The following is a 14,667-nucleotide window of genomic DNA, read 5'->3' as shown; positions in this document are numbered from 1 at the left end:
CCGTCAGCCGGCGCTGGGCTCGGCGGACGGCAGCGTGGCCTCGGGGCTCTCGCCGTCCACGGGCACGTCGATCGTCATCCAGTCGACCAGGAGGGATCCGGCGGCGTCCCGGGGCGGCAGCCCCTCGAGGGACCCGGTCTGCACCACCAGGTGCATGCGCTCCACCGGGATGTCCTGCGTGGTGCTCCCGACGACCTCGTCGTCGACCAGGAACGACATCCGCGACGGCGTCCACTCGATCGTGTACGTGTGCCAGTCGGCCAGCGACGCGTCGGTCTCGTGGTGGACGCACTTCTCGGCCGGGTCGACCAGGCAGTGCACGTTGAGCCAGGCCGGTGCACCGAGCGCACCCTCGGGGAAGTCGATCTCGCCGTGCGCCCAGACGTTCTCGTCGCTCCAGAGCAGCACCGCCACCCCGTACCCGTCGACCTCGTCGCTCTTCATCCGGATGCTGTAGCGCCCGGAGGTCTGACCACCCCATCGCCCGTCGACGAGCGGGACGACCCCGCCGGCGAGCGGGGTTCCCGCCTTCGTCGTGCGGAGGTGCATGTCGAGCATCCCGTCGTGGGCGCTCAGCGTGGACGCCTGGTACCGACCGGTCCCCGCGGTGTCCGCGAAGCCGTGGTAGACGGTGAACCGGTCGTCGTAGGCCGCCTCGAACCCGCCCGGCGGGGTCGTGTCGTCGAAGTCCTCGGAGAACACCCGGGTCCAGCCGTCACCGTCGCCGGTCGGCATCGCGACCCCGCTGGGCCCCGGACCGACTGACGTCGTGCCCGTGGTCGCGGCGGCGACGGCGCCGGCCGCGATCACCAGGGCACCGGCCACGACCGCGACCCGCCGTCCCCGTTTCCGGAGCGGTGTGCGGTGACGGGAGAGCCCGGAACCGTGGGCGGGTGCGGCGCCGTGTGCTGCGGCCGACTGCTCGTCGACGGGGCGGGGTCCGTCCTCGTCCGGGGTCATCCGGCTGCCCATGCGCGGACCTCCGAGAGACCGACGTTGATCGTGCTGTTCGACACCCCGGTGGTGGTGAACCGCACCCAGGTGACGTTCCGGGCGGTGAAGTCGATCGTCCTGGCGCTGCCGTCGTTCGGGAGCTCACCCACGGCGACCCGGGTGCCGTCCGAGAACGTCAGCGTGCCGCTCGTGATCTGGTCGTCGCTGTTCGGACGGTCGTGCAGGACGATGCGCTGGAGCGCGACCGGGGTGGCCCAGTCCAGCTGGAGCCAGATGCCGGTCCGCCCCCAGGGCACGGCCCACTCGGCGGAGTGGTCGACCGGGTGGCCGGACACCACACCGTCGACGGCCTTCGCGACGGTCTGGCCGTCGGCCGGGTTGTCGGCGATCGCCGTCGGGGTCGCCGAGGCGGTGACGTCCCGCAGGCCCGGAGTGGGCGTCGGGGTCGGGGTGGGAGTGGGCGTGGGAGTGGGCGTGGGAGTGGGCGTCGGGGTGGGCGTCGGCGTCGGCGGCGTCGTGCCGCCGCTGCTCGACGGGGACAGTGCGCGGATCTCGGCGAGGCCCACGTTCTGCGTCCCGCCACGCACCGACGTCACCGTGAACCGCACCCACGTGACCGTGCGGGCCGCGAACGTGATCCGCTGCACCGCACCACCGTTCTCCAGCGCGGGGACCGGCACGCTCGAGCCGTCCGAGAACGTCAGCGTCCCGCCCAGCACCTGGTCCACCGCGTTCGGCCGGTCAGCGAGGTCGACCGCGCCCAACACCGTCGCCCCCGCCCAACCGAGCTGGATCCACGTACCGGCACGACCCGACGGCGCGACCCACTCCGCCGTCGGGGCATCGGGGTACCCGCTCACCACACCGTCGACCGCCTTCACGGCCGTCTGGCCGTCAGCCGGGTTCTCCGCACTCGCCGTCACCGAAGCCGAAGCCGTCACGTCCCTGTCGGTGGGGGTGGGGTCCGTCGGATCCGTGGGGTCCGTCGGCACCGGCGAGCCGACGGTGTACTGCCGGCTCAGCCACGAGGTCTCCGGTCGCGCGGAGCAGGCCTGCCACGACGCGCAGGTCTCACTGTCGTGGGCGGCGTAGGTGAAGAACGCGTCGGCCTTCGCCTGGGTCTGTGCCGTCGTCAGGTTCGCCGGACGGTCGGCGATCGGGTACCCCAGGTACCCGGTGAAGTGGTGCGCGCCGGTGTACTGCCGCTGCACCTGGTCGGTCAGGTACGCGACCGTGTGGTGGTCGCTGTGGTCGCCGTCGCCGTACTCGCCCTCGTGGTCGAGGGTGTGGATGTCGGTCGGTGCGAAGTCCTGCACGATCCCCTGCAGCGTCTCCCGCAGCTGCGCGAGCGTGTACGCGGCGCTGTGCGGGGCGTCGGCGACGGTGTGCAGGGTGTCCATGTCGCCCGTGTACAGGCGCTGGAGGCTCTCGTAGCCGTTCGCCCAGAAGCCGTTGCCCTCGACGTTGCCGTCCGGCAGGTCCATGAAGACCAGGCTGATCCGCGGGTCGGCGACGAGGGTCTCGGTGTGCAGGGGCCGTCCGGCGACCGTCGTGGAGCCGGTCGTCGACGCCGGGGCGACGCCCGCGATGCTCGCGTAGGCAGCCATCAGCCCGACCTGGCGTTCCTGCCAGTACCAGTCGGGCCTGCCGGCGTCACCGGCGGTGATGATCACGGAACGCACGCAGCGCCCCGCGGCGATGTCCTTGCGCAGGTCCGTGCCCTGGAAGAGCAGGTCGTCATCGGGGTGAGCGACGACGTTGAGCACCCGGCCGACGTTGCAGTCCGCACTGGCCTCGGCGGCCTGGACGGCCAGGTTCGGCGCGACCAGCACGGCGAGCACCGTGGCGACCACGCCCGCGACGGACGCGGCGGTGACCCGTCGCGTCCGTCGCGGTCTGTCGGATCTCGGTTCAGTCGGTCGCATGCCGCAGGCCCTCGGTCGTCAGCTCGTACATCGCGGTCGTCCCCGACGACCAGACGCGCTCCCAGTACGGCGAGGACGCCATGGCGGCGGCGAGCTCCTGGTAGTCGGCGTCGCTCTGGTAGCCGTACCGCTCGTCGTAGGCGCCGAAGGGCTCCGCGACCAGGGCGTAGTAGCCGGTGGCCGCCCAGTTCTCGACCAGCTCCCGCGTCACGTCGGACAGGTCGGCCTCGGCGTCGTAGCCGCCGGTCGGGTCCGGGTAGGGGCCGAGCGCTTCGCGGGACAGGTAGCCCACGTCGAAGTACCGTGCGCCCGTGTTGCTCGGCACGGCGTTGGCCGACCCGGTGAGCAGCATCACGGAACCCGCGGGGGCCGTGCGGTCGTAGTACTGCGTCGCCGCGGACTGGCTCCGGGTCATCACGCGGTTCCAGTCGAGCGAGGTCTGCCCGAACGCACCGATCCCGACGAGCGCCGTGACCGCCGCTCCGGCCACCGCGAACCGCACCGCGGACGGACGCATCCCCCGTCGTACGACCGCCCCGACCGGCGCGAACCGACCGGAGGGCATCGGGAGCGCCGCCGCCAGGATCGCGATCCACGGCGTCGCGAAGAGCACGACGCGGAAGATGCCCTCCTGGCCGTAGTTCGTGGCGACGAGCAGTGAGATCGGGCTCGCGGCGGTGGCGAGGAGCGCCCAGTGCGTCCGGTCGCGCCGCATCAGCACGGTCACGAGGGCGATGAGTCCGAGCACCACGAGGGCGGCCGCCGGGATGTCGAACGCCAGGCGCGTGACGAGCGGCTTCGGCAGGACGGTCATGTCGTGCGCGGGCGGCTGCACGTTGTCGAGCACGCGTCCGACCGCCGCGAGCGACAGGAACCGCTCGAGGATGTCCCCGTTCAGCGCGGCGAAGACCACCGCCGGCACGAGGACCACGACGGGCAGCCACCAGGGGCGGAGCATCCGGAACACGATGAGCGTGACGAGTGCGGCGACCGTCAGGTACGGCGAGATCTGGTGCGTCACGGCGAGCACGACGGCGATGAGGGTGATCGCGATGATCCGCGAGAGCCCCACCCGCCGCGCCCGCGGCTTCGCTGCCACGGAGCCGTCAGCGGTGGTGACGGCCGCGTCGCGCAGCGGTCCGGTGGCGAGCACGAGGATCACGATCGACATCAGGATGCCGGTCGACTGCGGCGAGAAGTACGTGGTGTTGAGCGAACCGGTCATCGCGGTCAGCAGCGCTGCGATCCACGGCCGACGGGTGCCGGGCAGCCAGTGCGCCGCCAGGACCCCGACCGCGATGGTCGTGCTGAACGCGAGCAAGACCGGCACCCATGCGGCGATGAGGATCGTGTTGCCGATGCCCCCGACGTCGGCGACCCATGCCGCCCCGGCGAACAGGCCGGACCAGGTCTGGAAGATGTCGGCGGACGGGTTGGTCCCACCGAACTGGCGGATGTACTCGACGACACCGATGTGCCGCGCGGCGGCGGTCACGGTGGGCACGCCGTACGTGATCGCCTGGGCGAGCTGCACGACACCGCCGAGCACGACGACGGGCACGGCGAGCCCACGGCCGCGCACCAGGGCGATGACCGTCGCAGCGACGACGAGCGCGAGCCCGACGACCAGGCCGGGGCCGAGCGAACCGAACAGTCCGGCGGGCACCGGGTCCCCCGTGTGGGTGAGCGCGGCGACGACCACGACGACGAGCCCGCCGAGCGAGAGCGCCGTCACGGTGGCGGACGTGCTCCACCGGGGCTGCGCGGTCGCGCGCTGCACCAGGCCGTCACGACGGAGCTCCGCCAGGTCACGCTGCACGGCGACGGCGAGGGCCGCCGCGGTGAGCACGACGACACCGACGAAGGGAATCGTCGGCGCCCAGATGTGGAAGGTCGCCATGGTGTACCCGATGCCGATCGTGCCGACGAGCGACCCGGTGACGGCGAGGACGGAGAACCGTGCGAGCGACATCGGTCGGACGAGCAGCATCGGAGCGACCCCGAGCAGGGCGAACAGGAAGACCCCGACGGCGCTCGCACGCAGTGTGGGCAGCTCGAAGACGCTGCCGACGGCGGCCAGCACGAGCGTCAGCACGACGATCGCGGCGGCGCCGAGCCGGACCTCCGGCCCCATCGCCCCACCCGGGGTCGGTCGTGCCGGGCCCGCGGCGTCGAGGCCGCGCCGGAGCTGGTGACGACCGTGCGCCGTGCGGTCGATCGTCCCCGCGCCGCCCAGGCGTTCGCGGAGCGCCAGGACCGGTGCGGTGAGCACCGAACGCCGCTCGACGCGACGCAGCCGGCGCTTCGTCGCGGCGAACTCCGCGTCCACGGCATCGACGGCATCGACGTCGCGAGCGGTGACGGCCCCGGAGCCGTTCGCCTGCGCGACGTCGGCAGCGTCGTCGCCCTGCTCGAGGCCGAGACGCGCGAAGGCGCTGATGGCCTCCGGCGCCGCGTCCACCGAGGCGGTCAGCGTGTCGCGGTCGAGTGCGTTCTTGGTCATCCAGGCTCCGAGTCCGTGGCCGTGCGCGGCAGCGGCGGCGCGGAGTGACGCGACGTCGTCCGCCGAGCGCTGCCACGCGATCGCGGCCGGTTCGACGGCGATCGCGGATCCGGCGAACAGCAGTCGTGTGAAGAGGTCGAGGTCGTCGCCGCCGCCGACGCGGGTGCCGGGTCCGAAGGCGGTGTCGAACCCGCCGATCCGGAGCGCGGTCGCGCGGTGCACGGCGAGGTTCGCGCCGGAGCCGTAGGCCGAGGCGGCGAAGGGGTGTAGCGGGACGTCGTCGACCGGGTCGTCGAGCCGGAACACCCGGCGGCGGACGATCCGCCCGCCGGGGGTGCGGTCGTCGTGCCAGCGCTGCGTCGGCGTCCGGAGCTCGGCGCTCGGCACGAGCCCGGTGACGCAGGCCACGTCGGGGTCCGACGCGAAGGCGCGGGCGATCGCGGCGATCCAGTCGCCGTCTACGACGGCGCCCTCGTCCACGAACGCGACGACGTCGCCGGTCGCGACGAGCAGGCCGGCGTTCCGCCCGGCGGCGAGGCCGCCCTCGGGCGCGGGGATGGTGGTGACGCGGCGTCCGCCGATCTCGACGCTCGCCACACCGCCGTCGTCCGCGCCGTGCGAGACGACGACGACGTCGAAGTCGGGGTGCCCGTTCGCGAGCACCGAGCGCATGGTCGTGCCGGCGGCGCCGTCCGTGCAGAGCACCACGGTGACGGACGGCAGCACCAGACCTGCTGCCGGCCGTCGCTCGGGTGCCGGCATCGGCCGGATCGCGCGCTGCAGGGCGCGCACGTCGATCGTGCCGCCGATGCGGCGACGTTCGGTGATGTCCGCCTCGACGAAGCCGAGCGGCTCGCCGTGGTCGCGGACGAGCAGGCGGGCCCGGCGGTACCCGGCGGCGCCCTCGAGTGCGACCACGTCGCGGTGGCTGGAGGCGTGCACGTCGGCCCGGTCGACCTCGCCGACCCAGAGCGCACCGTCCCAGGTGGGGACCAGCGGCCCGGTCACGACCGGCGAGATGACCATCGCCAGGGTCGCGCGGGTCACGGTGTCCCCACCGCCTGCGGCACGGGGGCGGTGGTGGGCGGGGTCCGCACGACGACGGTGCCGAGCACCCGGCCGACGGCGTACCCCGCGACCGTCGAGACCACGGAGAGCGCGATCGCGTACGCCCGCAGAGCTCCGCCGCGCCCGACCGCGCGCAGTTCGCGGAGGACCGCGCCCGGGATCACCCGGGTCAGGTAGGTCGACTCGCTGGCGAGTGAGTCGCCGGTGCCGACCCGACGGCTCAGCACGGCCTTCGAGATGCCCTCGTAGTAGCTGCGGCGGCGCAGGTAGCGCAGCGTCACGCGGTCCGGCGACACCCGGTGCGAGACGTTCGAACGCGGTTCGTGCCGGATCCGGGCACCGGGACGGGCCTGGGCGATGCGGATGCAGAGTTCGGTCTCCTCGCAGCCGAGCGGCTGGTTGCCGACGCGGCCGATGCCGGAGCGGAAGCCACCGGCGAGCAGGATCGCGTCGCGCCGGAACGCCATGCTCGACCCGATGACGTTGCGGACGTCGCCCGGCGTCTCGGGGAGCCCGCGGTACGAGCACCCGACGATCCAGAGCAGTTCGTCGGCGTACGGGCCTGGGCCGGTCGCGGTCGGCCAGGACGGCGTGGCACGACCGCCGACACCGACGACGTCGGGGTCCTCGAGCGCGGTGAGCATGTGCCCGAGCCAGTCGGGGTCCGCGGTGGCGTCGTCGTCCAGGAACGCGACGACGTCGGCGTCGGTCAGGGCGACACCGGTGTTGCGGGCCCCGGAGAGGCCGCGGTCCTCGGTGTTCGGGACGACCCGGAGCTCGGGCCAGCGAGCGGCGGCGCGCAGCAGCAGCTCGGGCTCGTGGTCGATGACGACGACGACCTCGGGTCCCTCCGGCTGGCGCTTCGCCGACTCGACGCTGTCCTGCAGGTCGCCCCAGCGCTGCTGGGTGTAGGCGCAGATGACGACCGCGACGGTCGTCACGCGACGTCCTCCTCGAGGGCGACGACGGACGACCCGACGACAGCCCCCGCGGCGACGACGGACGCAGCGACAGGGGTCGCTGCGGACGCGGCAACCGGGGTCGCGACGGACGCGGCAACCGGCCCAGCGGCGACGGGCGCAGCAGCCGGCGCGGCCAGCTGCTCGGCCGGCGGCACGACGCTCATGGCTGCACGACGCACCTCGGAGCGGCCGATCGCGGCACGACGACGCTCGTGCATGATCGACTTCAGCACGCGGATGCCGTCGGTCACGGCGTTCAGGTTGCTGGAGCCGTGCACGCGGAGCTTCTCGTGGCTCGGGACCTCGGTGATCGCGAGCTCGGCGGCCGACCAGCGACAGGTGAGCACGGTCTCGATCTCGAACCCGTCACCCCACAGCATCGAGCCGTCGGCCGGCTTCGCGATCTCGGACGACAGCAGGCCGATCTCCGGCAGCACGTCGGCCCAGAAGGCGTTGTAGCCGTAGCAGAGGTCGCTGTAGCGGGTGCCGAGGATGATGTTGCACAGCATGTTCAGGCCACGGTTGCCGAGGTTCCGGACGATCGTGATGTCGTCGCTGCCGCCACCGAGCGAGTAGCGGGTGCCCTTCGCGACGTCGGCACCCTCGACGAGTGCCTGCACGAAGCGCGGGATCTCGTCGGGGTCGGCGGAGCAGTCGGCGTCGAACATGACGACGACGTCGCCGGTGACGGCCTCGAAGCCGCAGGCCAGGGCGTTGCCCTTGCCCTTGCGCGTCTGGTGCACGACGCGGATGTCGGGCATGACGCGCTGCGCGGTGGCGATGGTGTCGTCGACGGAGTTGCCGTCCACCAGGATCACCTCGTACACGGGCGGGAGCTTCGGGAGGATGATCTCGAGGTTTCGGGCCTCGTTCCGCGCCGGGATGACGACGGAGACCCTCGGGTCTGCAGGGCGGACGGTACGTACGGGCATGGCGCGGTCCTGTCGGGTCAGGGTTGCTGTCGGGTTGTGCTCGTGGATGAGCTGCGCGTCCTCGGGAGACGCGGCGACGACGATGGCACGTCGTCGGGTCGAGCTGCGGACGCGGGTACTGCGCCGCCGGGATCGCAGGTGAGTGGGTACTCTCCCCCGCGGTTCCAACCATCGCCGCGGCCAGCGGGAGGGTCAATGCGCGGTGCGGTCCCTTGCGGACACCCGGGTGCGGATACGGAAACCCGCAACACCGCGCCGCCACGTGCCGTGGACGCACCGGGAGACGGACGGGAGGCCCGTGGCGGACGCGCAGCGCGCCTCCCGTCCGCCGTGTGGTCGCGACCACCACACGCGGCGCGCAGAAGACGTCGCCTCCGGTGCACGGAGGCGACGTCCCCTGCCCACCGGACGCCCGCGACCGGTTTCAGCCCTGCGCCGCGTCCTCCGTCGCGAAGGCTGCACGCAGCGCGGTCGCGAGCTCGGCGACGTGCGGTTCCCGCAGCAGCGACGTGTGCTCGCTCGCGATCCGCACCATCTCGGTTGGCCCGCGCAGCAGGGCGGACCACCCGGCGGCGTCCGGGTTGGCGTCGGCGAGGACGTAGGTGGCGCGCCCGTGGAACGGTGTCGGGTGGTGGCGCCTGGTGACGATCTCGGCCTGGTCGAAGAAGGCGTCGAAGTCCTTCTGCCCGCCGTGCCGCAGCACGCCGGCGGTGTACGCGCGGAGCCGCTTGACGAACAGCGCCCCGTACGGCACACCGGCGGGCAGGACCCGCTTGACGGCACGGTCGAGCCCTCGCTGCACGGCCCGGACGGCGGTGTTCGGCTGCTCGCGCGGCGCCATCCGGCCGAAGTGCAGTCGGGCCTGTTCGGACTTCGTGCGGGGCAGGTAGGTGTCGAGCAGGACGAGGTGCTCCACCTGCTCGCCGTTCTCGGTGAGGAGCCGGGCGATCTCGAGCGCGACCAGTCCACCGAGCGAGTGCCCGACGAGCAGGTAGGGGCCGCGGGGCTGCACGATGCGCATCAGGGCGAGGTACCGGCGCGCGCTCCGCTCGATGTTCCAGTCCGGCATCCCCCGGCGCTCGAGCGCGTGCTGCTGGAACGCGTACAGGTCGTGCGCGGGCAGGTGCCGCGAGAGCGGCAGGAACGTCAGGGCCAGGGCACCACCGCCGGCGAAGCAGAACACCGGCGGACGGCCGGCCTCGCGCGCCTCCGACACCTTCACGACGTCGGGGTGGCTCGGCAGCGCACTCGTCCCGCTCCGCACCCGACGGGCGAAGGCGCGGAGCGTGGGGTGCTCGAGCACGTCCGAGGAGCGCAGGTCGACACCGAGCCGGTCCTGCACGACGGCGAGCATCTCCTCGGCGGACAGCGAGTCGCCGCCGAGCGCGGAGAAGTCCTCGTCCAGGTGCACGCCCCGCAGACCGAGCACCTCGGCCCAGATCTGCCCGACGACGAGTTCCCACTGGTCGTACTCGCCCTCGACCATCTCCGTGTCGACGCTCGGTGCTCCCGGGAGCTCCGCCCGGTCCACCTTGCCCCGCTCGTTCCGCGGCAGTTCGGTCATCGGCACGATGGACGCCGGCACCATGTACTCGGGCAGCCGGTCCCGCAGGGCTCGTCGGAGCGCCCCAGGTGCGGGGGTGCGGTGTCCCGGCCGGCCGACGACGTACGCGACCAGCCGGGTGACCGAGCCGGGGTCGACCTGTGCCGTGACGACCGCGTCGAGCACCTCGGGGACCGCCCGGAGCGCCGCCTCGACCTCGCTCGGTTCGACCAGGTACCCGCGGACCTTCACGGCGTCGTCGGAGCGGCCGAGCAGCACGAGCCGGCCGTCCGGGTCGACGCGTGCCAGGTCGCCCTGCCGCCAGCTCGGGGTCCCGGCGGGGATGCCGGCTGCGGCCTCGGCCTCGCCGGTGCGTCCCGCTCGTTCCGCGGTCTTCTCCGGCGCGCCCCAGTACCCGGCGGTCAGGGCGTCGGAGACGACGACGAGCTCGCCGGTCTCCCCCGGGTCGGCGTGACTGCCGTCCTCACGCAGCACGAGCACCGTCTTGCCGGGCAGCGGCCACCCGGCCGGCACGACCCCCTCCGGGACGGGCTCCCCGGGGGCGACCGGGCAGTAGGCGACGCACGCGGTCTCGCTCGAGCCGAAGGCGTTGAGCAGGAGTGTGTCCGGGCCCAGGTGGGGTCGGGCCGCTGCGAGGTCGGCACCGGTCACGGACTCACCCGTGGTCATCAGGAAGCGCAGCCCGCCGAGCACCGGCGCGGTCCCGGCGGCCGTCCCGTGCGACCCGGGCGCACTCTGCGACCCGACGATCGAGCGCAGCAGGTGCGGGGTGCAGACGAGCACCGTCACGGCTTCGTCGCGGAACCGGCCGAGCAGCCGTTCGACACCGAGGTCACGCGGCTCGAGCAGCACGATGGTGCCGCCGCAGAGCAGGGTGTCGAACGAGAACAGGAGCCCGGCCGCGAACGACAGCGGCAGGACGACACCGAGCCGGTCGCCGGGGCCGAGGCCGAGCGCGACCGCGTCCTGCTCGGCGTTGGCGATCTGCTGCCGGTGCGTCAGGACCACGCCCTTCGGCATGCCGGTCGAGCCGGAGGTGAAGACGATCGCGAAGGGGTCCCGCCCGCCGGGGCGCACGCCGACGGTGCCCGCCGACGGGGCCGCGCCGGGTTCGCCAGCGTCCAGCAGCTCGCCGAGTGCGTGCACCCGGCCGTCCCGCTCCGCGACGACGGCTGCGGCCAGCGCCGCACGTTCGGTGTCTGCCACGATCTCGTCCACGCCGGCGAGCCGGGCCACGTGCGCCAGGCGCGCCGCCGGCAGGTGGTCGTCGAGCACCACCACGGTCCGACCGGCCCGCACCAGCGCGAGGATCCCGACGACCGCTTCGGACGACTGTCCAGCCATCAGCCCGACCGGCTTCGACGCCCCGCCCGGGGTCTCGCCGACCCCGGCCCCGCTGTGGTCGTCGGGACGCAGCGCCGACGCCAGCGCCGCAGCGAGCGCGCGCGACGCCCGGTCGGCCTCGGCGTACGTGTACGGGCGGCCGTTCCCCGCGAGCGCGGCAGCGTCACCCCGCAGCGCCACCACGCGGTCCCAACGATCCAGCACGGAGTGGTCGTCCGCCGCGTGGACGGCTGCAGGGTGGTTCCACGGGTCGACGGTCGTCAGCGGATCGGTGGAGGTCACGATGACACCTCGGGTGCTCGGCAGCGGACCGTCACGACTCCCGCGACGGTCTTCCGACCGTAGGACCGCGTCCGTCGCGCACGCGAGCGGGCGCCGGCCCGGTGCGGTGAACCGCAACCCGGCCTGGAGGCGCGGCGCACGCCCGCCACGGACGGTACGCCTCTGGAACGAACGGTCCACCGCGGTGGGGGCCGTCCGCCCGTCGGCGCCGGCATCGTGCGGTTCCGCGCAAGCTCCGAACGGGCCGTGACGGAGCCGTGGGTCCGCCCTGCATCCATGACCAGGCGCGGAAACGAGAACAGCCCCCGGGAGATCCCGGGGGCTGTTCATCGAGTGCTGGGGTACCTGGACTCGAACCAAGAACGACGGTACCAGAAACCGCTGTGTTGCCAATTACACCATACCCCAAAAGGCTTGTCAGCCTTCTGGCCCGGTCACCCGGGGCACGATCAACTACTGTACAGCATCCCGGAGGTCCGCAAGACCACCCACGAGGTCTCGGTGCACGGCGGCGGCGGTCACGGCTCCGTGGCCGGCGGCGACGATGAGCTGCTCCGGCCCGGGAGGCGTGACGTCTCCCACGGCGTAGAGCCCCGGGACCGACGTCCGGCCCGCCCGGTCGACCACGAGGAGCCCCTGCGCGTCGCGCTGGAGGTTCTGGAGCGGGTCGGGCGTGTCGCCGTCGGAGGCGGTCCCCGCGGCGCTCGTCGTTCCGGACGTCGTCGTGCCGGACGTCGTCGTGCCCGACGCGCTCGTCGTGTGCAGCCAGTCGAGGTCGGCGTGCCAGACCGGTCGGACGAACCCGCCGGTCCGCGGCTCGACGTGGCCGTCGGCGAGCCGGACCCCGGTCATGCCGGTCCGATCACCCTCGAGGTCCTCGACCACCCGCTCGTCCACGACGACCCCCGCGTCCGACAGGCGCGCACGGCCGGCGTCGTCGAGCGGCGCGATCCCGTTCGTGTAGACGATCAGGTCGTCCGTCCAGGCGGCGATGAGCAGCGCCCGGTCGACGACGTCGTCGGTCTCACAGATGAACGCGAGCGGCTGCCCGGCCTTGTCGTAGGCATCGCACTCCACGCAGCTGTGCACCGCCGTGCCGTAGAACGCGCGGAGCATCGGCAGCGCCGGGAACTCCTCGCGCAGGCCGGTCGCGACGACGACGGTCCGGGCACGGGCGTCGAGTTCGGTCCCACGCCACGTACCGTGCACGCGCCAGGTGCCGTCGTTGCGGTCCGGCTCCACGAGGTCGACGACCGACTGCACGACCGTGGCTTCGGGGTACCCCTCGACCTCCAGGCGCCCGAGCTTCCGGAGCTCGAGCGGCGAGATGCCGTCACGCGTCAAGAACCCGTGCGACCGCAGGGTCGCGGCGTTCCGGGGTCGGTTCGCGTCTACGAGCAGCACGGTCCGCTTCGCCCGGACGAGGTTGAGCGCAGCGCTCAGCCCGGCGGGACCGGCGCCGATGACCGCCACGTCGTGCACGACCGGGACAGCGTGCTCCGTGCTGCTCACGGTCGGTCAGCGCGCCGCGAGGGCGCGGAGCCGGGTCAGGGTGGACTCCTTGCCCAGGATCTCCATCGACTCGAACAGCGGCGGGCTGATCCGGCGTCCGGACACGGCGACGCGGAGCGGACCGAAGGCCACGCGGGGCTTCAGGCCGAGCTCGTCGATGAGGGCGGCACGGAGCGCGCCCTCGACCGACTCGGTGGTCCAGTCCTCGACGCCCTCGAGCGCGGCGATGCCCGCCGTCAGGACCGTCGCCGTGTCGCCCTTGAGCGAGGCCAGTGCGTCGTCCTCGACCACCAGGTCGGCGTCCGCGGTGAACAGGAAACCGAGCATCGACGGAGCCTCGCCGAGGAGCTGCATGCGCTCCTGCACGAGCGGAGCGGCCTTCGTCAGGACCTCGAGCTGCTCCGGGGTCGCCGGGTCACCGATGAACTCGGACAGGTACGGCAGCAGCCGCGACCGGAAGTCCTCCGGCGCGAGCAGGCGGATTTGGTCCCCGTTGATCGCCTCGGCCTTCTTGTGGTCGAAGCGGGCCGGGTTCGGGTTCACGTCGGTGACGTCGAAGGCGGCGACCATCTCGTCGATCGAGAACACGTCGCGGTCCGGACCGATCGACCAGCCGAGCAGCGCCAGGTAGTTGACGAGCCCCTCCGGGATCATGCCGGCGGCACGGTGGTGGAACAGGTTCGACTCGGGGTCACGCTTCGAGAGCTTCTTGTTGCCCTCCCCCATCACGTAGGGCAGGTGCCCGAACACGGGGATGGACGGGGCGAGCCCGATCTCGTACAGCGCCTCGTACAGGGCGATCTGACGCGGGGTCGAGGACAGTAGGTCCTCGCCACGGAGCACGTGCGTGATGCCCATCAGGGCGTCGTCGACCGGGTTCGTGAACGTGTACAACGGCGTGCCGTTCGGGCGGACCACGACGAAGTCCGGGAACGTGCCCTGCTTGAACGTGATCTCACCACGCACCAGGTCGTCGAAGCTCAGGTCGCGGTCGGGCACCCGCAGGCGCAGAGCCGGCTCGCGGCCTTCGTCGCGGAAGGCCTGGCGCTCGGCGTCGGTCAGGTCGCGCTCGTGGTTGTCGTAGCCCTGCTTCGGGTCACGCCCGGCGGCCCTGTTGCGGGCTTCCATCTCGTCCGGGGTGACGAAGGACTCGTAGATGTGCCCGGACGCCTTGAGCTTCGCGATCACCTCGTCGTAGATCGCGGTGCGCTCGGACTGCCGGTACGGCCCGTGCTCGCCGCCGGCGTCGACGCCCTCGTCCCAGTCGAGCCGGAGCCAGCGCAGCGCGTCGAGGATCTGCGCGTACGACTCTTCGCTGTCGCGAGCGGCGTCGGTGTCCTCGATGCGGAACACGAGCTTGCCGCCGGTGTGGCGGGCGTAGGCCCAGTTGAAGAGCGCGGTCCGGATGAGCCCCACGTGCGGGGTCCCCGTCGGACTCGGGCAGAAGCGGACGCGGATGTCGGAGCCGGAGGCGGTGGTGAATGGCGCAGTCATGACCCGACAACCCTACCGCGGAGGCTGTCCCTCCAACCTGCCCTGTAGATGGGCCGCAAACGCAGAAAACCCCTGACCACGAATGGTCAGGGGTTCCCTGGTGTTTCTACGTTAAGTCCGGCGGCGT

The 14,667-nt window shown here is 72.7% G+C and carries 8 protein-coding genes and 1 tRNA gene; all 9 read right to left on the bottom strand.

Features of this window, described 5'->3' with window-relative positions; genetic code table 11:
• Nucleotides 1-3 precede the first annotated feature (3 nt).
• The 9 genes from KK087_RS16720 to gltX all read right to left on the bottom strand — a co-directional run bounded on the left by KK087_RS16720 (nt 4) and on the right by gltX (nt 14,540).
• Complete coding sequence (locus tag KK087_RS16720; protein WP_214544364.1) at nt 4-972, bottom strand: glycoside hydrolase family 16 protein; 969 nt, start codon at nt 970-972, stop codon at nt 4-6.
• Nucleotides 957-2,807 carry a DUF7402 domain-containing protein gene (locus KK087_RS16715; protein ID WP_214566772.1) on the bottom strand — a complete coding sequence of 617 codons (1,851 nt, stop codon included), beginning with the start codon at nt 2,805-2,807 and terminating at the stop codon, nt 957-959. The genes KK087_RS16720 and KK087_RS16715 overlap by 16 nt, the downstream gene beginning before the upstream one ends.
• 58 nt (nt 2,808-2,865) lie before the next feature.
• Nucleotides 2,866-6,429, bottom strand: coding sequence for a glycosyltransferase (locus KK087_RS16710; RefSeq protein WP_214566770.1), 3,564 nt, complete (start codon nt 6,427-6,429; stop codon nt 2,866-2,868).
• Nucleotides 6,426-7,391, bottom strand: a complete 966-nt coding sequence (locus tag KK087_RS16705; RefSeq protein ID WP_214566768.1) for a glycosyltransferase family 2 protein — start codon at nt 7,389-7,391, stop codon at nt 6,426-6,428. The genes KK087_RS16710 and KK087_RS16705 overlap by 4 nt, the downstream gene beginning before the upstream one ends.
• Nucleotides 7,388-8,344: a glycosyltransferase family 2 protein gene (locus KK087_RS16700; protein WP_250893454.1), complete on the bottom strand. Its 957-nt coding sequence runs from the start codon at nt 8,342-8,344 to the stop codon at nt 7,388-7,390. The genes KK087_RS16705 and KK087_RS16700 overlap by 4 nt, the downstream gene beginning before the upstream one ends.
• Nucleotides 8,345-8,768: 424 nt before the next feature.
• The gene (locus KK087_RS16695) at nt 8,769-11,534 is read right to left on the bottom strand and encodes an AMP-binding protein (protein WP_214566766.1); all 2,766 of its coding nucleotides are present in this window, start codon (nt 11,532-11,534) and stop codon (nt 8,769-8,771) included.
• Between the two features lie 336 nt (nt 11,535-11,870).
• Nucleotides 11,871-11,942: transfer RNA gene (locus KK087_RS16690), tRNA-Gln, on the bottom strand.
• Nucleotides 11,943-11,987: 45 nt separating this feature from the next.
• Complete coding sequence (locus KK087_RS16685; RefSeq protein ID WP_214566764.1) at nt 11,988-13,046, bottom strand: NAD(P)/FAD-dependent oxidoreductase; 1,059 nt, start codon at nt 13,044-13,046, stop codon at nt 11,988-11,990.
• 6 nt (nt 13,047-13,052) lie between these two features.
• Nucleotides 13,053-14,540: a glutamate--tRNA ligase gene (gene gltX / locus KK087_RS16680; protein WP_214566763.1), complete on the bottom strand. Its 1,488-nt coding sequence runs from the start codon at nt 14,538-14,540 to the stop codon at nt 13,053-13,055.
• Between the last annotated feature and the right edge of the window lie 127 nt (nt 14,541-14,667).

The sequence above is a fragment of the Curtobacterium aurantiacum genome, assembly GCF_018598555.1.
GTDB lineage: Bacteria > Actinomycetota > Actinomycetes > Actinomycetales > Microbacteriaceae > Curtobacterium > Curtobacterium aurantiacum.
Note: the sequence above shows the minus strand (reverse complement) of the source record. Positions and strands in the feature narration are given on the sequence as shown.

Coding starts and splice junctions, on each gene's coding strand:
- KK087_RS16720 (WP_214544364.1), bottom strand. CDS start 972: ATGGGCAGCCGGATGACCCCGGACGAGGACGGACCCCGCCCCGTCGAC.
- KK087_RS16700 (WP_250893454.1), bottom strand. CDS start 8,344: ATGCCCGTACGTACCGTCCGCCCTGCAGACCCGAGGGTCTCCGTCGTC.
- gltX (WP_214566763.1), bottom strand. CDS start 14,540: ATGACTGCGCCATTCACCACCGCCTCCGGCTCCGACATCCGCGTCCGC.